This is a genomic window from Bradyrhizobium sp. BR 1432 (genome assembly GCF_051547705.1).
Classification (GTDB): Bacteria; Pseudomonadota; Alphaproteobacteria; order Rhizobiales; family Xanthobacteraceae; genus Bradyrhizobium; species Bradyrhizobium zhanjiangense.
In genome coordinates this window covers 3,164,752-3,189,476 of record NZ_JBPUGF010000003.1, presented here as the reverse complement: position 1 = coordinate 3,189,476, position 24,725 = coordinate 3,164,752, and the positions used below count along the sequence as shown (strand labels likewise).

The window sequence follows — 24,725 nt, the reverse complement described above, 5'->3', positions numbered from 1 at the left end:
GCCTGGCCTCGCGGGCATGGAGAGCGTTGCATGTCGTTCAAGAAGCTCCTGATCGCCAACCGCGGCGAGATCGCCATCCGCATCACGCGCGCCGCGGCCGATGCCGGCATCGCAACGGTTGCGATCCATCCCGCCGACGATGCGCTGTCGCTGCATGTGCGAGTTGCCGACGAGGCGGTCGAAATTCCCGGCCGCGGTGCGCGGGCCTATCTCGACATCGATGCGGTGGTGAAGGCGGCGAAAGCCGCCGGTTGCGATGCCGTGCATCCCGGCTACGGCTTTCTCAGCGAGAACGCCGCGTTCGCAAAAGCCTGCGCTGACGCAGGCATCGCTTTCGTCGGGCCGAAGCCCGCGGCGCTCGAGCTGTTCGGCGACAAGGTTGCGGCACGGCAACTGGCAAAACGCTGCGGTGTGCCGATCATCGCGGGCACCAGCGGGCCATCCTCGCTGGAGGAGATCACGGCGTTCTTCACCTCGCTCGGCGGCAAGGCGGCGATCGTGATCAAGGCGATGGCCGGCGGTGGCGGTCGCGGCATGCGTGTCGTGGAGGATGCCGCCGATCTCGCGGAAGCCTATGCGCGCTGCCAGTCGGAGGCGAAGGCGGCATTCGGCTTCGACGGCGTCTACGCCGAGCGGCTGATCCGGCAGGCGCGCCACATCGAGGTGCAGATCATCGGCGACCGCCACGGCGTGATCTCCCACCTCTGGGAGCGCGAATGCACCATCCAGCGTCGGCACCAGAAGCTGGTCGAGGTGGCCCCGAGCCCCTCGCTGAGCGATCCCTTGCGTGGCCGCATCATCGAGGCGGCGAAGCAACTCGCCGCGGCCGCCTCTTACGACAATCTCGGCACGTTCGAGTTCCTGGTCGATGGCAGCGCCGACGACAGTTTTGCCTTCATCGAGGCCGATCCGCGGCTTCAGGTCGAGCACACCGTGACCGAAGCGGTGCTCGGCCTCGACCTTGTTCGCGCCCAGCTCGCGGTCGCCGCAGGTGCGACGCTCGCGTCGATCGGCTTTGCGCAAGGGGATATTCCGAAGCCGCGCGGCCATGCGATGCAGGTGCGCGTCAACATGGAGACGCTCGACGAAACGGGGGCGACGCATCCGACCGGTGGTGTGCTCGCCGTGTTCGAGCCGCCGTCAGGACCCGGCGTTCGCGTCGATAGCTTTGGCTATGCCGGCTATAAGACCAGCGCGGCGTTCGACTCGCTGCTGGCCAAGGTCATTGTGCACACGCCGAGCGCGGCCTGGCACGACGTGGTCGCAAAAGCCTCGCGCGTCCTGCGCGAGTTCCGGATCGACGGCGTCGTCACCAACATCGCCTTCCTTCAGGCCGTGCTGGTGCATCCCGATTTCAGGACCAACCGCATCGCGACCGATTTCATCGATCGCAACATCGCAAAGCTCGTGGAAGCGGCCGATGGCGCCGCCAAGCCGCTCTACTTTGCTGCGACCGAGCGAAGCAGCGCTCACGGCACCGAGGCGCATGTCGCGCAAGCCGTACCCGAAGGCGCGGTGATGGTCGCGGCGCCCTTGCAAGGAACCATCGTCACTATCCAGGTGAAGGAAGGCGAGATCGTCCGCCCCGGCCAGCAGCTCGCCGTGATCGAGTCCATGAAGATGGAGCACCTGGTCATGGCCGAGCAGGGCGGCCGGGTCATGAAGCTCGTTGCCGGCGACGGCGTCACGCTGCTGCATGGCGAGCCGATCCTGTACCTGGAGCCGCTCGACGTCGCGGCTGATAGCGCGGCGGCGGAAGCCGATGTCGATCTCGATCACATCCGTCCCGATCTTGCCGAACTGATCGCCCGCCAGGCCAACACGCTCGATGCGAACCGGCCGGCCTCGGTCGAGCGCCGCCGCAACACCAACCAGCGCACCGCGCGCGAGAACGTCGCCCAGCTCGTCGATGCTCGGCTCGTTCATGGAGTACGGCAGCCTCGCGATCGCGGCGCAGCGCCGCCGGCGCAAGCTCGACGACCTCATCAAGAACACGCCGGCCGACGGCCTCGTCATGGGCGTTGCGACCGTCAACGCCGAAAAGTTCGATCCCGAGAGCGCGCGCTGCATCGTTGTGGCCTACGACTACACCGTGCTCGCGGGCACGCAGGGCCACATGAACCACAAGAAGATCGACCGCATGCTGACGCTGGCGGAAGACTGGCGTGTGCCGCTGGTGTTCTACGCCGAGGGCGGCGGCGGTCGCCCCGGCGACACCGACCGGCTCGGCATGACCGGGCTGGACGGCCCGTCCTTCGTGCAGTTCGCAAGGCTGTCCGGCCTCGTGCCCGTGGTCGGCGTCGTCTCCGGCTATTGCTTCGCCGGCAATGCCGCGATGCTCGGCTGCTGCGATGTGATCATTGCCACCAAGAACGCCTCGATCGGCATGGGCGGCCCCGCCATGATCGAGGGCGGCGGGCTCGGCGTCTATCATCCTGCCGAGGTCGGCCCGGTCTCGTTCCAGTCCCCGAACGGCGTCATCGACATCCTCGTCGAGGACGAGGAGGAGGCGACGGCCGTCGCCCAGAAATACCTGTCTTATTTCCAGGGCGCGGTGACGGAGTGGCAGGCCGCCGACCAGCGCCTGCTCCGCCGCGCCATTCCCGAGAACCGTCTTCGCGTCTACGACATCCGCAGCGTGATCGACCTCGTCGCCGACAAGGACTCCGTGCTGGAGCTGCGCCGCGACTACGGCGTCGGCATGATCACCGTGCTGATCCGCATCGAAGGCAAGCCGTTCGGCCTGATCGCCAACAATCCGCGCCATCTCGGCGGGGCCATCGATGCCGATGCCGGCGACAAGGCCGCGCGCTTCCTTCAGCTCTGCGACGCCTTCGATCTGCCTATCGTCTCGCTCTGCGACACGCCTGGATTCATGGTCGGGCCGGAAGCGGAGAAGACCGCGATCGTGCGCCACGTCTCGCGCATGTTCGTGACCGGCGCCAGCCTCACCGTGCCGCTGTTCGGCATCGTGCTGCGCAAGGGTTATGGCCTCGGCGCGCAGTCGATGATCGGCGGCGGCTTCCACGCCTCGTTCTTCACCGCGGCCTGGCCGACCGGCGAGTTCGGTGGCATGGGGCTGGAGGGCTATGTCCGCCTCGGCTTCCGCAAGGAGATGGAGGCGATCGCCGATCCCGAGGAGCGCGAGACCTACTACCGCAACAAGGTCGCCGAGCTCTACGCCAACGGCAAGGCGGTGTCGATCGCTTCGGTGTTCGAGATCGACAACGTCATCGACCCCGCCGAGACGCGGCGCTGGATCATGGCGGGCCTGCGGTCGGTGCCGAAGCCGCCGGCGCGGACGGCGAAGAAGCGGCCGTGCATCGATACGTGGTGAGGGCGGTGCAGCAATTTTGACTGCGCCGCGTGCGTTCCCGGTTCCCGATTGACATCCCCGCCTGCGGTGCCAGACTTTGCACAATAATACAGGGTGGAGACGTCCGCGATGGCCAGCCTTTCGGCCTCGAACCATGTCGCCCGTGTCTTGTCCGTCGCCAATCACGTGGCCGACGTCGATGCCTCTTCGCGGATTGCCAATTCCTGGCGGCGCTGCCTGGTCAATCACAAGCTCGATCCGGCCCGCCGCGGGCCGCCCCAGACGTTGACCGAAGCCGAAATCCGGCATGCCGCCGAACCGATGGAGCAGCTGATCAGGCTCGCGACGCCGGAGCTCGAAAATCTCGCGCGGGTCCTGCGCGAGGCCGGCTATTGCGTCAATCTGGCAGACCCCAGCGCAACAGCTCTGCTCAGCTGGCTGCCGGGCGCCGCCGATGCCGACATCTTCCTGCACTGGGGGGTCTATACCGGCTCGAATTTCTCGGAAAGCTTCGAGGGGACCAATGGGCTCGGCACCGCGCTTGCGGAGGAGAAGCCGATCCTGGTGCATCGCGACGAACATTTTCGCGAGCAATGGGGCATCTTCTCCTGTGCGGTGGCGCCGCTGTTCAATTCCACCGGCCGCATCGCGGGTGCAGTGAACATCACCTCGTGCCGCGGCGATCTCAGCCGCACCGCGCATCAGCTTGCACTCGCAGTCACGATGGAGGCGACGCGCCGCATCGAAGGCGCGATCTTCCGCGATCACTTTCGTGACGCCTGGATCGCGCACGTGCCGGGAGGTGACGGCGGCAACGGCCTGCTCGCCTATGACGAGGACCGGCGCGTCGTCGGCGCCTGCCGTTCGGCGCGCGCCCTGCTCGGCCTCACCGATGGCACGATCGCATCCGGCATCGATCTGTCGCGCTACATCGAGGTCGACCGTCAGGGCGTGCGTGGCGCGGATGATGTTGTTGAGCCGCGCCGTGCCGACGGCGGTGCCGTGGGCCGGGGCCATGTCGCGCCACCGCTGCGCGCAAGGTCGACGCGCCCGCTTGCACCGCGCGGCGATGGCCCGGTCGATCGCTTCGTCATGTTGCACCGGCTTGCCGGTGGCGACCCCGGACTGATCAGAAGCGTGAAACGGCTGAGGCGCATCGGCGACCACAATCTGCCGGTGCTGCTGCATGGCGAGACCGGCGTCGGCAAGGACGTGTTCGCGCGCGCCATTCACGCCGCGAGCAGCCGCGCGCGCAACAATTATGTCGCGCTGAACTGCGCGGCGATGCCGGAAAGCCTGATCGACGCCGAGCTGTTCGGGTACGAGGCCGGGGCCTTCACCGGCGCGCGGCGCGAGGGCTCGAAGGGCCTGATCGTGCAGGCCGATGGCGGCACGCTGTTCCTTGACGAGATCGGCGACATGCCGGTCGCGCTCCAGACCCGCCTGCTGCGCGTGCTGGAAAACCGCGAGGTCTGGCCACTCGGTGCGCTCAAGCCTGTGGCCGTCGACATCCGCCTGATCAGCGCCACCCATCGCGATCTCGGCCGCATGGCCGAGGAGGGAGGCTTCCGCGCCGATCTCTATTTCCGCCTGCGCGGCATGGAGGTGCGATTACCGGCCTTGCGCGAGCGCGCCGACCGCGACGATGTCATCCGCCAGATCGCGCGCGAGGAGGCGCCGAACTGCCGCCTCGCGGAGGAAGCCTGGTCACATCTCGTGGCCTATCCGTTCCCCGGCAACATGCGCCAACTCCGCCATGTGCTGCGACTCGCCGGCTGCACGGCGGAAGACGGTGTCATCACCGATGCCGATCTCGATTTGCCGCCGTTCGGAAGGACGGAGCCGAATCTCGAAGCGGCCGAGCGCGCCACGATCGTCGACGCGTTGCGCAAGCACGGCGGCCGCGTCTCGGAAGCAGCACGCGCATTGAAACTCAGCCGCGCCACGCTGTATCGCAAGATCAAGCAGCTGAAGATCGAGACTGCGCAGTAGGCAGCTAACAGTTTGCGAAGCGGCGCTCTTTCTTCCCCCCTCCCCTTGTGGGAGAGGGTGGCTCGCCGCGCAGCGGCGAGACGGGTGAGGGGTCTCTCTCCGCGAGTCCAATTCTCGTTTCAATACGCGGATAGATACCCCTCATCCGGCGCCATAGCCGATGGGGAGCATCGGCGTTCTCAAGGACGGCGGCCGAAGGCCGCCTATGCCACCTTCTCCCACAAGGGGAGAAGGGAAGAGGGCAGCGCCCTTACGAAAAATCCGTCCAGCTCAGATGCCGCGAATCGAGGTCGCCGACTGTAACTGTCTCGCGGATTTCGTGGGGTGTATGAAAACTGCTGCGCAAGTACACCAGCGGCGTGGCCGTCGCCGCATGCGACACGCCGCGTACTTCGCCGACGAAGATCGAATGCGTCTTGGTCTCGAACTCCTGCGCCAGCACGCAATCGAATGCCGCGACCGCGTCCGTCAGCACCGGCGCGCCGGTGGTGCCGCGCGTCCATTGTCCGAATGCGAAGCGGTCGTCGCCGTTGACGCCTTTCTGGCCGCTGAAAGTCAGCGCCAGCAGGGCGTGATCCTCGTGCAGGAAGTTGATCGCAAAGGCGCCTTCCTCGCGGATGCGCCCATGCGCGCTGGCGTTGCGGTTGACGCAGACGATCAGCGAGGGCGGATTGTCGGAGAGCGAGCAGGCCGAGGTCACGGTCAGTCCGGTGCGCTTGCCGTGCTCGGCGCCAACCGTCACCAGCGCGACCGCGCCGGCGCAATGGCGCATCGCCTGCTTGAAATCCTTGGCGTCGACCGTCACGCGGAAATCTCCGAAATGATGCAGGTGCGGCACGATCGCGCCGCACCCGCTGTGGGTCAAGCTGCCTTCTTCGCGGAGCCGAGATGCGCCAGGCGCGGCATCACCTCGTTCTTCAGCAGCGACAGCGAGTGGTGCCAGGCTTCCGCCTTGTGCTTGTAGTCGAAGCCGAACACCAGGAGCACGCCGAAGCCGCCGACCTCGTCGTAGATCTTCTCGATTTTTTCGGCGACAGTCGCGGGCGAGCCGACGATCCAGTTCCGCTTGGCGCAATATTCGACCGTGACGTCGCTATCGGGCACGTCGGGCGCGTGCTTGAGATAGTCCTTGAAGCCGAAATGGCCAAGCAGCGGCAGAAAGTACTCGTGCATCATCCGGCCCATCATGTCGCCGGTCGAGAGCCTCCACGCCTCTTCATCGGTGTCGGCGACGAACACCTCGCGCACCAGCCGCCAGTCCTGCCGGTTTGGTTTGCGTCCGGTCTTGGCGGCGCCGATCTCCACGGAGTCCCAGTGGCTGCCAACATAAGCCGGATTGAGGTTGAGGCTCATCGGAATGAAGCCGCGCTCGCCGGCGAGCTTCAATGTGTCCGAATTCTTGGAGAGCCCGGCGACGCCGATCGGCGGATGCGGCGCCTGCAGCGGCTTGATGTGGGGCTTGAGGAAGTCGAACATCGTGCCCGGCTTGGTCACCGTCCAGAACTTGCCCTTATGGGTGAAGGGCGCAGGTTCAGTCCACAGCTTCAGGATGATCTCCAGCGCTTCGCGAGTCATGTCGCGGTTCTGCCCGCTCATGCCGTCGACGTTGAACATCGCCCAGTCGCTCGGCAGCCCGCTCGCCGCGACGCCGAAATTGAGCCGGCCCTCGGAGAGATGGTCCAGCATCGCGACGCGGTTGGCGAGCTCGGCCGGGTGGTGATAGGGCAAGAGGAAGCCGCCGGGTCCGATGCGAAGCTTCTTGGTCTGCATCAGCGCCTGCGCAATCAGGAGGTCCGGCGTGGGGTTGGGTTCCCAGGGCGCGGTGTGGTGCTCGCCGACCCAGGCTTCCTGATAGCCGAGCTCGTCGAGCCAGCGCATGACCTGCAAGTCCCAGTCGTTCCCTTCCTTCAGGCCGCACTCCGGCGGATGCGAAGGCATCGTGAAATAACCGATCTCCATGGTTTCCTCATCTGATGTTGACGCGTCTTGTTGCGCGGTTCACGGACGTGAGTGGGGACGCTTCAGCAAGCGGTGTGCCAGCACGGGCGGCGCCGCAGACCTGCGAGAAAAGGCTGGTTTACGGCGGCAATAGCCGATATCCCGAGACGGATTTGCAAGGCGCTGTCTCATTGTCGCGAGACGGCGTCTTGGCCGTGAGACGAGGACGAGAATTGAGATGACCGAACCCGCCTATGCCGCGGTGGACTGGGGCACCAGCAGCTTCCGGCTCTGGCTGATCGATCGTGCCGGCCAGGTGCTGGCGGAACGCCGCAGCGGCGAGGGCATGCTGGCTGCGGCCAAGACCGGTTTTCCCGCCGTACTGCATTCGCATCTTGCGGCGGTTGAAGCTCCGGATCATCTGCCGGTTCTCGTCTGCGGCATGGCCGGCGCCAAAACGGGCTGGGTCGAGGCTGGCTATGTCGACACGCCGGCGCCACTTGCTGCCATCTTGAAACAGGCCGCGCTTGTGCCGGGCGAGGCACGCGATATCCGCATCCTGCCGGGCATCGCGCAGCGCGATGCAAACGCGCCGGACGTCATGCGCGGCGAGGAGACGCAATTGCTCGGTGCGCTCGGCCTCGATGCCGCCGGCGAGGCCCTGGTCTGCATGCCCGGCACGCATTCGAAATGGGTCCGCGTGAAGGATGGCATTGTCGAGCACTTTTCGACGTTCATGACCGGCGAGCTCTTCAGTGTCGTCTCGCGCGAGACCATCCTGTCGCTCGCGGTCGCCGGCGCCGATGACGCCGAGGATGTCGCAAGCTTCAGGGCGGCAGTAATTGCAGCGTTCAAGACGCCGGCCTTCGCCGCCAATCTTCTGTTCACCGCGCGGTCGCGGCAGCTCTTGTTCGGCGGCACGCCGGCCGCAGCGCGCGAAGCGCTGTCGGGCACGTTGATTGGCGTCGAGCTGGCGGCAGGGCTCTCCGGTACCCTACCGAAAGCAGGCGTCATGTTGCTCGCATCGGGTCGCCTTGCAACGCTATACCGGCTGGCTTTCGACGCACTGTCGGTCACCGTGCAGCCGATCGATGCCGATGAAGCCGTCCGCCGCGGTTTGTCGATGGCGGCTGCGGCGATCTGGACGAAATAGAAGGACTCTTGAGATGAGCGTTCCCTTTCCGCCGATGAAGCGTCCGCTGGTCGCGATCCTGCGCGGCGTCAAGCCAGAGGAAGCCGAGGCGATCGTCAGCGTGCTGATCGAGGCCGGCATGACCGCGATCGAGATCCCGCTGAACTCGCCCGATCCGTTCCGCTCGATCGGCACCGCCGTGAAGCTTGCGCCGGCCGGCGTGCTGATCGGCGCCGGCACGGTGCTGACGGCTCCAGGATGTCGATCGTCTCAACGACGTCGGCGGCAAGCTCATGGTTTCGCCGAATGTCGATACCGCGGTGCTGGCGCGCGCGCACCAGCAAGGCATGGTGACGATGCCGGGCGTGTTCTCGCCGACCGAGGCACTGCTGGCGGCGCGCTCCGGCGCCTCGAGCCTGAAGTTCTTTCCGGCGAGCGTGCTCGGCGCGTCCGGCATTGCGGCGATCCGCGCCGTGCTGCGGGCCGGCGTGATGATCGCCGCCGTCGGCGGTGTCTCCGATCAGAATTTTGCCGAGTACATCAAGGGCGGCGTGACGGCGTTCGGGCTCGGCTCCAGCCTCTACAAGCCCGGCATGTCGGCCGCCGATGTCGCGGCGCGCGCGAAGGCGACGATCACAGCCTACGATCGGGCGATTGTGAAAGAGTGAGCCGGAACAGATACGCGGTGATCGTGTCATAGCTTATTGTGCCTCACGGCATCGCAATCGATGCCTGCGCATCGTGTGCATGTGATTGGCTGAAGCAGGAGACCGACATGGCGATCAACAACGTGGCCGATCTGTTCGTGGCAACGCTCGAACAGGCCGGCGTCAAGCGCATCTACGGCATCGTCGGCGACAGCCTGAACGCATTTACCGAGGCGCTGCGCCGTCGCGGCGCCATCGAGTGGATCCATGTCCGGCACGAAGAGGTCGCGGCGTTCGCCGCCGCCGGCGAAGCCGAGATGACGGGAAGCCTTGCGGTGTGTGCCGGCTCCTGCGGCCCGGGCAATCTGCATCTGATCAACGGCCTGTTCGACGCGCATCGCAGCCGCGTTCCTGTGCTCGCAATCGCGGCGCAGATCCCGTCAGCCGAGATCGGCGGCGGCTATTTCCAGGAAACGCATCCGCAAAACCTGTTCCGCGAGTGCAGCCATTATTGCGAGCTGGTCTCCGACCCGAGCCAGCTTCCTTACGTGCTGGAGAATGCAATCCGTGCCGCGGTGGGCCTGCGCGGTGTCGCCGTCGTCGCCATGCCCGGCGATGTCGCTTTCCGCAGCCCGCCGAAGCGCGCGCTGTCGACGACGCGCGGGCTCGCGCTGGCAGCGCCGAAGGTCATGCCGCAGGCCGATGAGTTGAAGGCGCTCGCGGATCTCCTGAACGGCGCCGAGCGCATCACGCTGTTCTGCGGCCGCGGCTGCGCCGGCGCGCACGCGCCGCTGATGCAGCTTGCGGAGACCCTGAAGAGCCCGATCGTGCATGCGCTCGGCGGCAAGGAGCATGTCGAACACGACAACCCCTACGACGTCGGCATGACCGGCTTCATCGGCTTCTCCTCGGGCTATGCGGCGATGCACGCCTGCAACGCGCTGGTGATGCTCGGCACAGATTTCCCCTACAAGCAGTTCTTTCCGACCGACTGTCAGATCGCGCAGATCGACATCAGGCCGGAAAATCTGGGACGGCGCTGCAAGATCGATCTTGGCCTCGTCGGCGACGTCAAGCTCACGATCGAGGCGCTGCTGCCGCTGCTCAAGACCAAAACGCAGCGCAAGCATCTCGACGATGCTATCGCGCACTACAAGAAGGCCCGCGAAGGGCTGGACTCGCTTGCGAAGGGCACACCCGGCAGCAAGCCGATCCATCCGCAGTATCTTGCAAAAGTCAACAGCGACCATGCGACCGACGACGCCGTGTTCACCGCCGATGTCGGCACGCCTACGGTGTGGGCCGCGCGCTATCTCGACATGAACGGCCGCCGCCGTCTGATCGGCTCCTTCGTGCACGGCTCGATGGCCAACGCCATGCCGCAGGCGATCGGCGCGCAGGCTGCACAGCCCGGCCGCCAGGTGATCTCGCTGTCGGGCGACGGCGGCTTCACCATGCTGATGGGCGACCTGATCACGCTGACGCAGATGAAGCTGCCGGTGAAGGTGATCGTGTTCAACAACGGCGTGCTCGGCTTCGTCGCGCTGGAGATGAAGGCCGCGGGCTTCGTCGACACCAATGTCGATCTGGAGAATCCCGATTTCGCCGCGATGGCGCGTGCGATGGGCGTCTTTGCGAAGCGCGTCGAGGATCCGGGCGAACTCCCGGGCGCGATGAAGGAGGTTCTGGCCCATAACGGGCCGGCGCTGCTCGACGTCGTCACCGCCAAGCAGGAGCTGTCGATGCCGCCGACCATCACGCCGGAGCAGATCAAGGGTTTCAGCCTCTGGGTGCTGCGCGCCGTGATGAACGGCCGCGGCGACGAAGTGCTCGACCTCGCGAAGACGAACCTGCTGCCGCGCTGAAGTGCGGCGAAGTTGGGTAAGCAAATGCGAGCCACGAACGCGGTTCACCTCTCCCGAAGGGAGAGGTCGGATCGCATCGAAAGATGCGATCCGGGTGAGGGGCTACAGTCTCATCGTTTGCTGCGGCCCCTCACCCGGATTGCACTGACGCTCCGCATCGCCAGGCGCAATCCGACCTCTCCCCGTCGGGGAGAGGTGGGAATCGCGCTAGCCCCGCTTCATCGAGGGCGCGGGCATCCGCTCGTGGCGGCGCTGGAAGCGCTGCCAGTGCAGCACGATGCCGATCAGCAGCGCCGGCACGAAGCCGAGCATGATCAGGAAATGCGGCAGCTCCTTCGGCGAGATGAAGGCAATCGCGATGTCCGAGATCAGCCAGAGCGCCGCGAACATCACCGCAAAATCCGTACGCGGGCAGCGCAGGTAGTAGAACACGGCGGTGACGACGATGGCGGGCCCGATCGCAATGGCGATCATCACCGCCGTCAGCTCCTTCGGCGTCAGCGCGTTCGAGCACCATCGAGGCCAGCAGCCAGAGTGCGGCGAACATGGCGACGATGTCGAGCGGGTGCCGCAAATCAATACCTCTCGCCGGGAACGCGCTATCGTTGTGTCCTGCGCCCCGCCCGTCAAGTAAAATACGCCTATTCCTCGTCACTTCCAGGCGTCGGCCGCAACATGAAATGACCGAAGGCCGTGGCGATCGGCTTGTTCGCATCGTCCTGCCAGGCCCGCGCCTCGAAGGCGACGATGCGCCGGCCCTGCTTCACGATCGAGACGTTGGCAAAGGTGTCGAGCGCACGGCCGGAGCGCAGATAGTTGACGGTGAGGCCGATCGGTTTGGGTGGCGCGGCGGTGCCGAGCTCGCGCGCCACCCCGACGATCGCGGTGGTCTCCAGGAAAGCGCCGGTCATGCCGCCATGGATCGCGGGCAGGATCGGATTGCCGATGATCTTCGGCGAGAACGGCATCGTCAGCGTGCCGTCGTCGTTGACGCGAATGCCGAGGCAGCGCGCGAACGGGCTATTCGCGAACGGGCCATCCGGATCCTCCGGCGCCTCCAGCGTCGGGATGCTGCGCGCATCCATCCTGCGGTCGGCGAGCATGTTGGTGCGGTTGGCGCCGATCATGAAGCAGGCCGTCGCGGTCGCGACCGGATCGTCCTCGGACTCCTGATAGGCGGTAGAGCGAACAAAGGCGATCGAGCGCGTGGTGCGATAGCAGACCGAATGCGCCTTGATGTCGAGGCCGGGCGTCGCCGGCTTCTGATAGTCGATACGCAGGTCGAGCGTCGCGATCGCGCGCGTACCGTCGAGCGCGAGCTGCACCGCCATGCCGCAGCTCTCGTCCAGCATCGCGGTGACGACGCCACCGTGCAACACGCCGGTCTCGGTGTCGCCGACGAAGACGGGACGGTAGGGCAGGCTGGACCAGGCTTCGCCGGGTGCGAAGCGGTCGAGCTGGAGCCCGCTGATATGGCCGTAGTCGGAGCGCCGGCCCTGGATGGCCTCGGCGAGTTCCTCGAAGGGGAGTGTGGTCGGTAGAGTGGACATGATGACGTTCTAGACCAGCGCCGGGCGCCGCAAAACCCCGAATAGGCGCCGCCGGTCTGCCTCGGGCGGTTTGGCCTCGACAGGGCGGGCCGAAGCGACGATGGTGGGTGCTTCGTTCGACTAGCCGTAAGGAGCGCCCATGACCGACCCCGAAACGCCCTCGACCGCCCAGGGGCCCGTCACCATTTCGACCTCCAGCTCGGAGCGGGCGCCGATCATCTATTTCGACGGCGCCTCCTGCTTCGGTCACCACAACGGTGCGATCCAGATCGAGCTCGCCGCGAACCTCCTGATGCCGGTCGGCGCCGCCGTCAGGGTCGACGTGGTCCAGACCGCGCACTTGCGTTGCAGCGTGGCCGCCGCGCTGGCGCTGCGCGAAGCGCTGGACAAGGCGCTGGCGATGTACAAGCAGGGCCAGCAGCAGCCACCGACGGAAGAGATCCCCGCGGTGAAGAATTGAGGCCGAAGCGCGATCGCCTGTCAGCGCAATCGCAGCTTCTCAGCCCACATGCACCTTCGGCTTCTTGCCGCCGTTCCACTTGCCGTCGAGCGCGCGCTCGATCTGGGCGGCGAGTTGCAGCAAGAGGCCGTCATTGGCCTGCTTCGCGATCGCCTGGATGCCGAGCGGCAGGCCGTGCTCGTGGGTCGCCATCGGCAGCGAGATCGCCGGCATGCCGCAGAGATTGGCGAGCGGCGTGAAGGCGAAATTGCGCCAGAGATTGCCGAACCAGTCGAGCACATCGGGATTATCGGAGATCGTGAGATATTCCTTGGTGCCGACCTTCGGCGTCGGCAGCGCGGTGACCGGCGTCAGGATCACGTCCCACTGCTCGAAGAAGGCGCCGAAGCCGCGCGAGGTCGTGTTGAACACGCCTTGCATCTTCGCGCGCTCGGCAAAGCTCGTGTGCCGGCCGGCTTCCCAGATGCGGATGTTCATGGGCTCGATCAGGTCTTCCGGCGGCGTCGTTAGCCCGCGCGCGGCGAGCATGTTGGAGATCACCACCGCAAAGTTGGAGATGTAGCAGGTGGTCTGCGCCGCGAACGCGCCGCGGAAGTCGAGTTCGGGCAGGGCGTAATCGACGTGATGGCCGAGGCCTTCGAGGAAGCGGCCGGTCTTCTCCAGCTCAGCTGCGATGTGCGGCGTCGCAGTGTAGTCGCCCCAGGTGTGCGACAGCGCGATCCGGAGCTTGCCGGGATCGCGCTTGATCATCTCGCAATAGGGCTGCGCCGTGGTCCAGAACGGCATGAACTCGCCGGGCGCCGGTCCCCTTGCGTGATCGACGAAGGCAGCGGTGTCGCGCACCGAGCGCGACTGGCAGCCCTGGATCGAGACAAGGCCGGTGAGATCGGACATGTGCGGGGCGAGCGAGAACACGCCGCGCGAGACCTTTAGCCCGATATTGCCGTTGACGCCGGCGGGAATGCGGATCGAACCGCCGCCATCGGTTGCATGCGCGATCGGCACCACGCCGGCCGCGACCATCGCGGCACTGCCGGCCGACGAGCCGCAGGTGGTGTAGTCGGTATTCCAGGGATTGCGCGTGACATAGACGGCGGGATTGTCGGCCGAGCTGCACACGCCGAATTCCGGCGTCGTGGTGCGTCCGATCAGGTTGAGGCCAGCATGGCGGAATTTGCCGGTCAGGAAGGTATCGGCGGCCGCGCGATTGCCGCGCATCAGGAGCGAGCCCATCTCCTGCAGCCGGCCCTTCATGGTCGGTCCCAGATCCTTCATCAGGAAGGGCAGGCCTGCGAACGGGCCGGAGAGGTTGGCCCCGTCCTTGGCGGGATCGGCGATCACGTCATCGAACAGCTCGACCACGCCCGACAGCGCCGGATTGACCTTGGCGACGCCGGCGGCGGCCTGCCGCGCCAGTTCCTTCGCCGTCAGCTCGCCGTTGCGGACGCGGGCGGCCAGCGCCACGCCGTCGTGCTGCGCCCATTCATTCCAGCTCATCGGCAAAGTCATGTAGTCAAAATCCCCTTGATGCGGCGTCACCTTCCTTTCGCAAGGAACCGCGTGAATCAACCGAGCTGGCGCGAGGGGCAGGGTTGCGTGGGGCGGAGAGGTCGGGGACGCAGAGCTGCCGGCTGTATCAATCCGACAGTCGCGCGATCGCTGCAACCGGCCCGCCGCCGGACACCGTAGCCCGCGGGCTCGATGGAGCATGTCCCTCGCTCCGTCATTGCGAGCCACCGGGTCCGCGCGAAGCGCGGCCCGATGACAGGCTCCGCGAAGCAATCCAAAGTCTCCCGCGGTCGGATTCTGGATTGCTTCGTCGCATCAGCGCAAAATTGCTCTGCAATTTTGTCGCGAGCTCCTCGCAATGACGGCGTGGAGAGAGCGGGCGCCGCACTCCGCTCTCGTGCCCCGGACGCAGCGCCGCATCGCTTGCGCGCTGCAGCGCGTCCGGGACACGAGAGCACAGCACGAACACGTCGTCCTCCCCACGATTGTGGCGAGATCGCATCGGTTCAACAAAAAATCCTCTGTCGACGGCCATCCGCCACACCTTGATGAATCAACCCCGGCTGGTCCATAAGCGGCGTCCCGTGGCCGGTGGTTCGCCGCTGCGTCGCGTGCTTGGATAGAGGGATTCTCGCGTGGCAAATATCTACCAGAAGATTGCGCAGGAGCTTGGGGTTCGCGCCGAGCAGGTCGAGGCGGCGGTGACGCTGCTCGACGGCGGCGCCACGGTTCCCTTCATCGCCCGCTACCGCAAGGAAGCGACCGGTGCGCTCGACGACGCGCAATTGCGCACCCTGGAGGAGCGCCTGGTTTACCTGCGTGAGCTCGAAGACCGCCGCAAGGCCATCCTCGAATTGGTCCGCGAGCAGGGCAAGCTCGACGCGGCTCTCGAAGCCAGCATTCTCGCCGCCGACAGCAAGGCACGCCTCGAAGACATCTATCTGCCGTTCAAGCCGAAGCGCCGCACCAAGGCCGAGATCGCCAAGGAAGCCGGCCTCGAGCCGCTCGCCAATCAGCTGATGGCGGAGCCTGGCAACGATCCCAAGGTCGTGGCCGAGGCCTTCATCAACGCCGAGAAGGGCGTTGCCGATGCCGCAGCCGCTCTCGACGGCGCCCGCGCCATCCTGGTCGAGCGTTTCGACGAGGACGCCGACCTGATCGGCGCTCTGCGCGAGGAGATGTGGACCAATGCACGCATGGCCTCCAAGGTGCGCGACGGCAAGAAGACCGAGGGCGAGAAGTTCGCCGACTATTTCGATTTCTCCGAGCCGCTGACGAAGCTGCCCTCGCACCGCATCCTCGCGATGTTCCGCGGCGAGAAGGAAGAGATCCTCGATCTGCAGATACAGGCCGAGGCCGAGGCGCCGCCGCCCGGCGTGCCGAGCGCCTATGAGTTGAAGATCATGAAGCGGTTCGGCATTGCCGATCTCAAGCGCGCCGGCGACCGCTGGCTGATCGACACCGTGCGCTGGGCCTGGCGTACAAAAATCCAGGTCCATCTCAACATCGACCTGCGCATGCGGCTGTGGAACTCGGCCGAGACCGAGGCCGTGCGCGTGTTCGCCTCCAATCTGCGCGATCTCTTGCTGGCGGCGCCCGCCGGCACCCGCGTCACCATGGGGCTCGATCCCGGCTACCGCACCGGTGTCAAGGTCGCCGTGATCGATGCCACCGGCAAGGTGGTCGACACCACCGCGATCTATCCGCACGAGCCGCAGCGGCAATGGAACGAGTCGCTGGCGACCCTTGGCAGGCTTGCGCTGAAGCACCGCGTCGAGCTGATCGCGATCGGCAACGGCACCGCCTCGCGCGAGACCGACAAGCTCGCGGCCGACCTCGTCAAGGGTCTCCCCGAACTGAAGATGACCAAGATCGTGGTGTCCGAAGCCGGCGCGTCGGTCTATTCGGCCTCGGCTTTCGCCTCGGAGGAATTGCCGGGTCTCGACGTCACCCTGCGCGGCGCGGTCTCGATCGCGCGGCGGCTCCAGGATCCGCTCGCCGAGCTGGTCAAGATCGAGCCCAAGGCGATCGGCGTCGGCCAGTATCAGCACGACCTCGGCCAGGCCAAGCTCGCAAAATCGCTCGATGCCGTCGTGGAAGACTGCGTGAATGCCGTCGGCGTCGACGTCAACACCGCCTCCGCGCCGCTGCTGGCGCGCGTATCCGGCGTCGGCGCAGGCCTTGCGCAAAGCATTGTGGCGCACCGCGACGCCAACGGCCCGTTCAAGTCGCGCAAGGTGCTCAAGGACGTGCCGCGGCTCGGGCCGAAGGCATTCGAGCAGTGCGCGGGCTTCCTGCGCATCCTCGGCGGCGAGGATCCGCTCGACGCCTCCGGCGTGCATCCGGAAGCCTATCCGGTGGTGCGCCGGATTCTCGCGGCGACCAAGAGCGACATCAAGGCGCTGATCGGCAGCAGCGAGATCGTGCGTACGCTCAAGCCGAAGGATTTCGTCGACGAGACCTTCGGTCTGCCGACCGTCACCGACATCCTGCGCGAGCTCGAAAAGCCCGGTCGCGACCCGCGCCCGGCGTTCAAGGCCGCAGTGTTCAAGGAAGGCGTCGAGGAGATCAAGGATCTCAAGAAGGGCATGATCCTGGAGGGCACCGTGACCAACGTCGCCGCCTTCGGCGCCTTCGTCGACATTGGCGTGCACCAGGACGGCCTCGTGCACATCTCGGCGATGTCGAAGAATTACATCAAGGATCCGCGCGAGGTGGTGAAGCCCGGCGACATCGTCAAGGTGAAGGTGCTGGACTTCGAGGTCGCCCGCAAGCGCATCTCGCTGACGCTGCGGCTGGATGACGAGGTCGGCGCCAAGAAGGACGCGCCCGGCATGCAGCGCGACAACAATTCGCGCAACAGCGCACGCATGACCTCGTCGGCCCCGCGCAAGCAGGAATCCTCCGGCGGCGGCGCGCTTGCGGAGGCGTTGCGGCGTGCAGCCGAGAAGAGCGGCGGCAAGCGGGTGTGACTCTTAACCCCTCCCCGCCCTTTGCGGGGAGAGGTCGGATCGCGTCAGCGATCCGGGTGAGGGGCAGGGCACTACGGTGCCGAGACGGGAATCCATCCGACTCGTCGGATATCCGGCTCATAACTCAAATCGAATTTGCCGAAGCACCCCTCACCCCACCCTCTCCCCGTAAGAACGGGGAGAGGGAGTGACAGAGCGCCGCCTCCCTGACACCCGCGTCAGAATCTGGCGCATTTGTAAGTTGATGGGGACAGCACATTCGCTTCTCCTGATCCTCCTCGTGCAGCGGGACTAGCGCTGCACTGCAAGGAGGATCTTCCGATGAAGAACAGGCTTCTCACAGGGCTCGTCGCAGCGGCAGTGGCTGCGACGCTGGCGGCTGCGGCGCCCGCTCTCGCGCGCGGCGGTTTTGGCGGTGGCGGCCACGGCGGGTTTGGCGGCGGGCATTTCGGTGGTGGCGGCATGCACGCCGGCGGCATGGGCGGTGGCATGCATGTCGGCGGTATGGGCGGCGGCATGCGAGTGGGTGGCATGGGCGGAGCTCATTTCGGTGGCGCCCGCTTCGCCGGTTCCCCGATGGCCGCTCACGCGGCGATCGGGCCGCGCTTTGCCGGTGCGCCGCTCGCGACCCGCGCCGCCTTCGGCCCGCGGTTTGCCGGCACGGGCTGGCACGGCAGGCATTTCGTTGGCCGGCATGCTTTCTTCTTCCGGCATCATCGCTTCCACCGCTTCGCCTTCATTGGCGCGCCGTTCGTCTATGCCAACTATTACAACGACGGCTGCTGGCGCAGGAGCTGGACGCCCTATGGGTGGCAATGGGTCAATGTGTGCGGAGACTATTGATAGTCGCATCGCCGTACCGCACCATTGTCGCGGTCGCCACCGGGCAGTTCCGCTCAGCCCCGGGACGGGATAGTCTGGTGGCGATCGTCGCGCGGAGTTCGTCATGACCGGAGGTCACCGCCGCATCCTGGTCGTCGAGGACGATCCGGAAACCGCAGGCCAGCTCGTTCGAGGAACTGACGACCTCCGGCTACGAGGTCGATCTCGCAGCTAACGGGTGCGAGGCCCTGAGCCATGGCGCCGCGCGCGATTATGCCGTGATCACCATCGACCGCATGCTGCCCGATATCGACGGCATCACCGTGATGCGGCAGCTGCGCGACGAGGGCATTGCTGCGCCGTTCCTGATCATCTCCGCGCTCGGCGAGGTGGATGATCGCGTGCGTGGCCTGCGCGCCGGCGGCGACGATTATCTCGTCAAGCCGTTCTCGTTCGTCGAGCTGCTCGCACGGCTGGAGGCGCTCGGCCGCCGCAGCGAGACCATTGCCAAGGAAACGCTGATTCGGGTTGGCGATCTCGCCATCGATCTGATCGCGCGCAGTGCCAGCCGCCGCGGCCGCAAGATCCCGCTGCTGCCGCGCGAGTTTCAACTGCTCGAATATCTCGTCCGTAACGAAGGCCGCGTCGTCTCCCGCGCAATGCTGCTCCAGCACGTCTGGGACCTGCATTTCGATCCCTCCACCAACATCATCGACGTCTATGTCGGACGGGTCCGCCGCAAGGTCGACGATGCCCAGGACTATCCGCTGATCCACACCATCCGCGGCATCGGATATTGCCTCCGTGCTCCTGGCTAAGACGCTCCGCTCCTCGACCTTCCGTCTGGCGCTGATCGCGATCGCGGCGTTCGGGCTGATCGTCGCGGCCATCATGGCGTATGTCTATTTCGGCACGCTCGCCTATGTGAAGAGTAGGCTCGGCACCGTCGGCGATCATGACGGCTTCACCGGCATGATCGAGCTCGCGATGGCCGCGGTCGCCGTGCTGCTTCTGGTGCTCGCCGGGCTCGCGGCGGTGCTGGTGACACGGCGCACGGTCGGGCGGATCGAGCAGATCAACGCCACCAGCCGCGCCATCATGCTCGCCGGCCTCGACCAGCGCATTCCCTTGCGCGGCAGCAACGACGAATGGGACCGCGTCGCGGAAAACCTCAACCAGATGCTCGACCGCATCGAGACGCTGATGGGCGAAGTCAAGCAGGTCAGCGACAACGTCGCCCACGATCTGCGCACTCCCCTGACGCGCATGCGTGGCCGGCTGGAGAAGGCCTATCACGCCCCGCGCAACAGCGAGGCGGACGCGGCGCTGATCGGCGACACCATCGCCGATCTCGACGCCGTGCTCGGCATGTTCGCCTCCATCACGCGGATCTCGGAGATCGAGACCCGCGCCCGCACCGGCGCTTTCCGTGCGCTCGACCTCGCCGAGATCGCCGGTGAGGTCGTTGAGCTCTACGATGCCGCGGCCGAGCAGGTTGCTACAAAGCTCAGCCTCGCCAGCGACCGCGAGGTGCCGGTGACCGGCGACCGCGACCTCTTGTTCGATGCCATCGCCAATCTCGTCGACAACGCGATCAAGCACGGCCGCAAAGGCGGGCAAGTGACCGTCACCTGCCGCAGCGCCGATGGCTGTGCGGTGATCGCGATCGCCGACGACGGTCCGGGCATTCCCACTGGGGAGCGCGATCACGTATTCAAGCGCTTCTACCGGCTCGAACAGAGCCGCTATACGCCGGGCAATGGCCTCGGCCTCAGTCTCGTCGCCGCGGTCGCGCGCCTCCATGGCGCCGAGATCGCGCTGCACGACAATGTGCCGGGCCTCACCGTCCGGCTCAGCTTTAAGGCGGCATCAACGACGTGAATCGGACGGCATCAGAGCTCGATCACGCCGCGGCGCGCCGCATGCGCGACCGCGTCGGTGCGGCCGGTGGCATCCAGCTTGTCGAGCAGCGAGCCGACATGAAATTTCACGGTGTGCACGGAGATACCAAGCTGGCGCGCGATCATCTTGTTGGAGGATCCCTCGGCCATCAGCGCCAGCACGTCGAGCTCGCGCTGGGTCAGCGCGATGTCGCCGGGCATGATGCGCGGATCGCGGGCGACAACCGTCGCCGCGGCGGCTTCGCCAGGCGCGGCGAGGCGAAGTCCGGCGACGTTGCCGAGCAGCTTGGCGAGGCGATCGGCAAGGGCAGGGTCGTCGATCTCCAGGGCGAGCACGATCTCCGGCGCGTTGTCCTCGCTCACGCCTCTGGCCTCTCGCCGATCGTGACCTTGAAGCTGACCGGCTCGCCACCGCGGCGCGCCGCGATATCGACCACCGTGCCGACGCTCGAAGGTCCCAGCGTTCGCGACAGCGCGCGCACGCCGGACAGTTTCTGGTCGTTCACCGCCACGATCACGTCGCCCTGGCGGATTCCGGCCGCGGCCGACGGCCCGGCCTTGTCGACATTCATCACCATCGCGCCGATCCCGTCGTCGAGCCGCACCGGCTGGAGCCCGAGGCCGAGATAGCCGCGCGCGATGCGGCCGCGCGCCTCGAGCTGGGGAGCGACGCGCTCGATCGTCGCACTCGGGATCACCAGCACCCGCCGCGGTCCGAGCACGGCCATGCCGAAGGCTTCGCCCGATGCATCGAGCGCAAGGCCGCCCTGCTGGCTGCCGCGCAGGCCGACGTCGAGCTCGATCCGCGCATCGATGTCGCCGCCGCGCAGGCTGCGCCAACTCTTGCCCGACGCCGATACCATCCCGAGCGCCGCACTCGGCGTATCGCGGTTGGTTGCGACGACGATCGACAGCGTACCTAGCGCAGGGATCGCTGTGGTCAGCTTGACCGGGGCAATGGCGGCATCGATGCGTAGCAGCGCTATATCGGTCGTGTGGTCGCGTCCGGCGACCGCGGCGGCCACTCGGCTGCCGTCGGGAAGGCCGATCTCGACCGAGCCCTCGTCGGCCAGCGCCTCGTCGGCGGTGACGATCAGACCAGGCTTCCAGACAAAGCCGGTCGCGCGGGAGCGATGCGAATGCACGGAGACGACGGACGGCGCGGTGCGCGCCACCACGTCCGCGAGCGCGGACGATAACGAAGACAGAGGAGTGGGGTCGGTCATGGCAGGCTCCTATAGCTGTCCTCAATCTGGGACGTCACAGCCATTTGCGAAACTGGCCGGGTGGCCAGGACATATGGGACGGCCAGGCCTCCGCAGCGCCGGCCGACGAACATGTGATTGGGAGCCGCTCACGGGAACGTGTAGCAATCGGCCTGACATTGCGCCGTACGGCCTCAACCATTTCCGCGAGCCCTGACCGATGACCATCGATCTCACCCGCCGCACCCTGCTTCAACTTGCCGGCGCGACCTCGCTCGCAATGGCGGCCGCAGCCGCGGCGCGCGCCGAAGGCAGTGCGCAGGGCGGCGGGCCGACCTATGCCAGCCGTACGCCGATGCGGGTCGGCATGGTGACGCTCCGGGTCAAGAACCTCGACAAGGTCGCCGACTACTATCGTGACGTGCTCGGGCTCACCGTAATGGAGCGCTCGGCGGCCGCAGCCAGTCTCGGCACGGCCGGCATCACGCTGCTCGTGCTGGAAACCCGGCCCGAAGCCGCCATCGAGCCGCGCAACGCCGCCGGCCTCTACCACACCGCTTTCCTGATGCCGACACGGAAGGATCTCGCGCGCTGGTTGGTAGCAGCCGCCGCGCATCGCGTGCCGCTGACGGGCTTTGCCGATCACCTCGTCAGCGAATCCGTCTATCTCGACGATCCCGAAGGCAACGGCATCGAAGTCTATGCCGACCGCGATCCCTCGCAATGGCAATGGAGCGAGGGCAGCGTGAAGATGGCGACCGACGAGCTCAACATCCCCGATCTCTTGTCGCTCACCAATACGCGCGTGGCCGATTATGCCAGGGCGCCGGACGGAATGCGTATCGGTCACATGCATTTGCGTGTCGGCGATCTCGCGCAGGCCGAGAGCTTCTATCACGGCACCATCGGCCTCGACCCGACCCGCCGCCGCAATGGCGCCGCGTTCCTGTCGTCCGGCCGTTATCATCATCACCTCGGCATGAACGTCTGGCAGAGCCAGGGCGCCGGCCAACGCGACGATCAGGCGACGGGTCTCGCCTGGTTCTCGCTGGTCATGGAAAAGCAGGAACTGCTTGCCGCACAGGAGGAGCGCCTGCGCAAGAGCGGCGCGCAGGTCACAGCGCTCGGGAGCGGCCTGGAAGCCGTCGATCCCTGGGGCACGCGGGTGCGGCTTCTCAGGGTTTGATCGCGGCTACGCGCGTTGGTAATACCGGTCTGGCGTAAACCAGCTTCCGGGGTACACTCCGACATGGCCGATTTCCACGGCGTCTTTCCTTATCTCGTCTCGCCCGTCGACGCCGATGGCACGGTGCGCAGCGAAGTTCTCAGCACGCTCTGCGACGATCTGATCGACGCCGGCGTGCATGGCCTGACGCCGCTGGGCTCGACCGGCGAGTTCGCCTATCTCAACGCCGCTCAGCGCATGGCGATCGTGCAGACCACGATCGAGGCGGCCAACGGCCGCGTGCCTGTTGTCGCGGGTGTCGCCTCCACCTCGATGGCGGATGCGGTGGCGCAGGCGAAAGCGTACCAGAAGCTCGGTGCCGACGGCATCCTGGCGATTTTGGAAGCCTACTTTCCGCTCGCCGATGCGCAGGTCGAATCCTATTTCCGCGCCATCGCCGATGCCGTGGACATCCCCGTCGTCATCTACACCAATCCGCAATTCCAGCGCTCCGATCTCACCCTCGATGTCATCGCACGTCTCGCCGAGCATCCGCGCATCGGCTACATCAAGGACGCCTCGACCAACACCGGGCGGCTGCTCTCGATCATGAACCGCTGCGGCGATGGCTTGCGCGTGTTCTCGGCCTCCGCCCACATTCCGGCCGCGGTGATGCTGATCGGCGGCCGCGGCTGGATGGCGGGCCCAGCCTGCATCATCCCGCGCCAGAGCGTTGCGCTTTACGACCTCTGCAAGGCCGGCCGCTGGGACGAGGCTATAGTGCTGCAGCGCCGGCTGTGGCGGATCAACGAGGCCTTCGCCCGCTTCAATCTCGCCGCCTGCATCAAGGCGGGGCTTTCGATCCAGGGCTACGACGTCGGCGATCCCGTCCCGCCTCAGGCCGCGCTGACGGCCGAGCAGCGGGGGATCGTGGAAGCGGCGTTGCGGGAGTTGGCATAGCCGATTGTCACGCGGCAATATGTCCTCGGCCGCCCTGCCGAAAGCAAAGCCGTTCCCTATCTGCCTTGATCAGGAAACTTCCAGCCGCTTGCGACGTTGCTGCGTGAGCGAGGTCCGCCATCTCATGCATGTGCATTTCGAACACTGCTTTCAGCACACACCGCGGTGATCGCCATGAATTGTCGATACGGAATTGCCGCGGCAGCTCTTGCCGCTCTGCTGCTCGTAATTACTGCTGCGAAAATCCAGCATGCGCCGTGGACCACTCCCACTGCGCGAGCCGTCGAGCAGCGCGGGCCGCTGTCCGAGGCTGAAAAGGCCACGATCGACATCTTCGAGCGCGTGTCTCCTTCGGTTGTCCAGGTGGCGGCGAGATCGGCGGCCAATCCTCTCATGGGTGAGGAAAGCCAGGGCGGCGCTTCCGGCACGGGATTCGTCTGGGACCGCGAGGGTCACCTCGTGACGAACAATCATGTCGTGGCCAATGGCGGCGAGATCGCCGTGCGCTTTGCGTCGGGAGAGGTGGCCCAGGTGGACCTTATCGGCACGGCCCCCAATTACGATCTTGCGGTCCTGCGAATCCGGAGCGTGCGCGAACTCCCTCCGCCGGTGGCGCTCGGCAGTTCGAGCGACCTGAAGGTCGGGCAATCCGCCTTTGCGATCGGCAATCCCTTCGGGCTCGATCAATCGATGACCAGCGGCATCATCAGTGCCCTCAAGCGCAGGCTTCCGACCCATGGCGGCCGGGAGATTGCCAATGTGATCCAGACTGATGCCGCGATTAACCCAGGCAATTCAGGCGGGCCGCTGCTGGATTCCGCAGGCCGCCTGATTGGCGTCACGACGGCGATCATCTCACCGTCCGGCTCGAACGCCGGCATCGGGTTCGCGGTGCCGGTCGATGTCGTGAACCGGATTGTCCCTGAGCTCATTCGCAACGGCCGGGTGCCAACGCCCGGCATCGGCATCGTCGCCGCCAGCGAGGATGTTTCGACGCGGCTTGGCGTCGAAGGGGTGATCGTGGTGCGGACGGCCCCCGGCAGCCCTGCCGAACGGGCAGGGATTCGCGGTGTCGACTTATCGACCGGAGCGGTCGGAGACATCATCACCGCGGTCGAAGGCAAGCCGGTGCGGCGCCTCGCCGACTTGTCCGATGCGCTGGAGCAGGCTGGGGCCGGGAAGACCGTCCGCCTCACTGTCAAGCGCGGCTCGGATACCCGCGACGTGAATGTGGGCATCATCGACATCGAGCGTTCCTGACCTCGCAATCTGCGCGACCAAAAGGGGCGTG

The 24,725-nt window shown here is 66.3% G+C and carries 16 protein-coding genes and 4 pseudogenes; 13 read left to right on the top strand and 7 right to left on the bottom strand.

The features are described 5' to 3' along the window. Positions 1-30: 30 nt before the first annotated feature. Together ACSKB8_RS15140 and ACSKB8_RS15135 are read left to right on the top strand one after the other, a co-directional pair. Positions 31-3,337: pseudogene (locus ACSKB8_RS15140) on the top strand (carboxyl transferase domain-containing protein). A gap of 108 nt (positions 3,338-3,445) precedes the next feature. Further along, the gene (locus ACSKB8_RS15135; RefSeq protein WP_438104954.1) at positions 3,446-5,308 is read left to right on the top strand and encodes a sigma-54-dependent Fis family transcriptional regulator; all 1,863 of its coding nucleotides are present in this window, start codon (positions 3,446-3,448) and stop codon (positions 5,306-5,308) included. Positions 5,309-5,558: 250 nt separating this feature from the next. On the opposite strand, the gene ACSKB8_RS15130 is transcribed toward ACSKB8_RS15135, so the two are convergent. After that, positions 5,559-6,113, bottom strand: a complete 555-nt coding sequence (locus ACSKB8_RS15130; protein ID WP_438110538.1) for a flavin reductase family protein — start codon at positions 6,111-6,113, stop codon at positions 5,559-5,561. Between the two features lie 56 nt (positions 6,114-6,169). After that, a complete protein-coding gene (locus ACSKB8_RS15125) occupies positions 6,170-7,267 on the bottom strand; it encodes an LLM class flavin-dependent oxidoreductase (protein ID WP_438104953.1) in 1,098 nt (365 codons plus the stop codon). 217 nt (positions 7,268-7,484) lie between these two features. Between ACSKB8_RS15125 and ACSKB8_RS15120 the strand changes: the two genes are divergently transcribed. The 3 genes and pseudogenes from ACSKB8_RS15120 (at position 7,485) to poxB (ending at position 10,890) form a co-directional block, all read left to right on the top strand. Then, on the top strand, positions 7,485-8,399 hold the full coding sequence (locus tag ACSKB8_RS15120; RefSeq protein WP_438104951.1) for a 2-dehydro-3-deoxygalactonokinase: 915 nt from the start codon (positions 7,485-7,487) through the stop codon (positions 8,397-8,399). A 13-nt stretch (positions 8,400-8,412) separates the two neighbouring features. After that, positions 8,413-9,046: pseudogene (locus ACSKB8_RS15115) on the top strand (2-dehydro-3-deoxy-6-phosphogalactonate aldolase). A 107-nt stretch (positions 9,047-9,153) separates the two neighbouring features. Then, a complete protein-coding gene (gene poxB, locus ACSKB8_RS15110; RefSeq protein ID WP_438104949.1) occupies positions 9,154-10,890 on the top strand; it encodes a ubiquinone-dependent pyruvate dehydrogenase in 1,737 nt (578 codons plus the stop codon). A 207-nt stretch (positions 10,891-11,097) separates the two neighbouring features. Here the strand turns inward: poxB and ACSKB8_RS15105 are convergent. After that, positions 11,098-11,464, bottom strand: a pseudogene (locus ACSKB8_RS15105) (hypothetical protein). A gap of 67 nt (positions 11,465-11,531) precedes the next feature. Further along, positions 11,532-12,440: a PaaI family thioesterase gene (locus ACSKB8_RS15100; RefSeq protein WP_438104947.1), complete on the bottom strand. Its 909-nt coding sequence runs from the start codon at positions 12,438-12,440 to the stop codon at positions 11,532-11,534. A 139-nt stretch (positions 12,441-12,579) separates the two neighbouring features. Here ACSKB8_RS15100 and ACSKB8_RS15095 point away from each other — a divergent pair, with 139 nt between their 5' ends. Next, entirely contained in the window at positions 12,580-12,900 is a 321-nt protein-coding gene (locus ACSKB8_RS15095) for a hypothetical protein (protein ID WP_164934991.1), read from the top strand. A gap of 39 nt (positions 12,901-12,939) precedes the next feature. Here ACSKB8_RS15095 and ACSKB8_RS15090 read toward each other — a convergent pair whose 3' ends face one another. Beyond that, complete coding sequence (locus tag ACSKB8_RS15090; protein WP_438104945.1) at positions 12,940-14,409, bottom strand: amidase; 1,470 nt, start codon at positions 14,407-14,409, stop codon at positions 12,940-12,942. Positions 14,410-15,044: 635 nt separating this feature from the next. On the opposite strand from ACSKB8_RS15090, the gene ACSKB8_RS15085 reads away from it, so the two are divergent. From ACSKB8_RS15085 to ACSKB8_RS15070, 4 genes and pseudogenes are all read left to right on the top strand, one after another. Continuing rightward, entirely contained in the window at positions 15,045-17,381 is a 2,337-nt protein-coding gene (locus ACSKB8_RS15085; protein WP_438104944.1) for a Tex family protein, read from the top strand. A gap of 321 nt (positions 17,382-17,702) precedes the next feature. Beyond that, positions 17,703-18,224, top strand: a complete 522-nt coding sequence (locus ACSKB8_RS15080) for a hypothetical protein (protein ID WP_438104942.1) — start codon at positions 17,703-17,705, stop codon at positions 18,222-18,224. Between the two features lie 103 nt (positions 18,225-18,327). After that, positions 18,328-19,021, top strand: a pseudogene (locus ACSKB8_RS15075) (response regulator transcription factor). Beyond that, the gene (locus ACSKB8_RS15070; protein WP_438104941.1) at positions 19,008-20,084 is read left to right on the top strand and encodes a sensor histidine kinase; all 1,077 of its coding nucleotides are present in this window, start codon (positions 19,008-19,010) and stop codon (positions 20,082-20,084) included. Before ACSKB8_RS15075 ends, ACSKB8_RS15070 begins: the two are co-directional and overlap by 14 nt. Before the next feature lie 11 nt (positions 20,085-20,095). Here ACSKB8_RS15070 and ACSKB8_RS15065 read toward each other — a convergent pair whose 3' ends face one another. After that, positions 20,096-20,467 carry a response regulator transcription factor gene (locus tag ACSKB8_RS15065; RefSeq protein WP_091881117.1) on the bottom strand — a complete coding sequence of 124 codons (372 nt, stop codon included), beginning with the start codon at positions 20,465-20,467 and terminating at the stop codon, positions 20,096-20,098. Next, a complete protein-coding gene (locus ACSKB8_RS15060; protein WP_438104939.1) occupies positions 20,464-21,330 on the bottom strand; it encodes a S1C family serine protease in 867 nt (288 codons plus the stop codon). The genes ACSKB8_RS15065 and ACSKB8_RS15060 overlap by 4 nt, the downstream gene beginning before the upstream one ends. Positions 21,331-21,529: 199 nt before the next feature. Here ACSKB8_RS15060 and ACSKB8_RS15055 point away from each other — a divergent pair, with 199 nt between their 5' ends. The 3 genes from ACSKB8_RS15055 (at position 21,530) to ACSKB8_RS15045 (ending at position 24,694) form a co-directional block, all read left to right on the top strand. Beyond that, entirely contained in the window at positions 21,530-22,495 is a 966-nt protein-coding gene (locus ACSKB8_RS15055) for a VOC family protein (RefSeq protein ID WP_438104937.1), read from the top strand. Between the two features lie 63 nt (positions 22,496-22,558). Continuing rightward, positions 22,559-23,434 (top strand): dihydrodipicolinate synthase family protein, encoded by an 876-nt coding sequence (locus ACSKB8_RS15050; protein WP_438104935.1) that lies wholly within the window; start codon positions 22,559-22,561, stop codon positions 23,432-23,434. Between the two features lie 174 nt (positions 23,435-23,608). Beyond that, complete coding sequence (locus tag ACSKB8_RS15045) at positions 23,609-24,694, top strand: S1C family serine protease (protein WP_438104933.1); 1,086 nt, start codon at positions 23,609-23,611, stop codon at positions 24,692-24,694. Positions 24,695-24,725: the final 31 nt, after the last annotated feature.

Coding starts and splice junctions, on each gene's coding strand:
- ACSKB8_RS15045 (WP_438104933.1), top strand. CDS start 23,609: ATGAATTGTCGATACGGAATTGCCGCGGCAGCTCTTGCCGCTCTGCTG.
- ACSKB8_RS15080 (WP_438104942.1), top strand. CDS start 17,703: ATGAAGAACAGGCTTCTCACAGGGCTCGTCGCAGCGGCAGTGGCTGCG.
- ACSKB8_RS15090 (WP_438104945.1), bottom strand. CDS start 14,409: ATGACTTTGCCGATGAGCTGGAATGAATGGGCGCAGCACGACGGCGTG.
- ACSKB8_RS15135 (WP_438104954.1), top strand. CDS start 3,446: ATGGCCAGCCTTTCGGCCTCGAACCATGTCGCCCGTGTCTTGTCCGTC.
- ACSKB8_RS15060 (WP_438104939.1), bottom strand. CDS start 21,330: ATGACCGACCCCACTCCTCTGTCTTCGTTATCGTCCGCGCTCGCGGAC.
- ACSKB8_RS15120 (WP_438104951.1), top strand. CDS start 7,485: ATGACCGAACCCGCCTATGCCGCGGTGGACTGGGGCACCAGCAGCTTC.
- ACSKB8_RS15095 (WP_164934991.1), top strand. CDS start 12,580: ATGACCGACCCCGAAACGCCCTCGACCGCCCAGGGGCCCGTCACCATT.
- ACSKB8_RS15050 (WP_438104935.1), top strand. CDS start 22,559: ATGGCCGATTTCCACGGCGTCTTTCCTTATCTCGTCTCGCCCGTCGAC.
- ACSKB8_RS15125 (WP_438104953.1), bottom strand. CDS start 7,267: ATGGAGATCGGTTATTTCACGATGCCTTCGCATCCGCCGGAGTGCGGC.
- poxB (WP_438104949.1), top strand. CDS start 9,154: ATGGCGATCAACAACGTGGCCGATCTGTTCGTGGCAACGCTCGAACAG.
- ACSKB8_RS15055 (WP_438104937.1), top strand. CDS start 21,530: ATGACCATCGATCTCACCCGCCGCACCCTGCTTCAACTTGCCGGCGCG.
- ACSKB8_RS15100 (WP_438104947.1), bottom strand. CDS start 12,440: ATGTCCACTCTACCGACCACACTCCCCTTCGAGGAACTCGCCGAGGCC.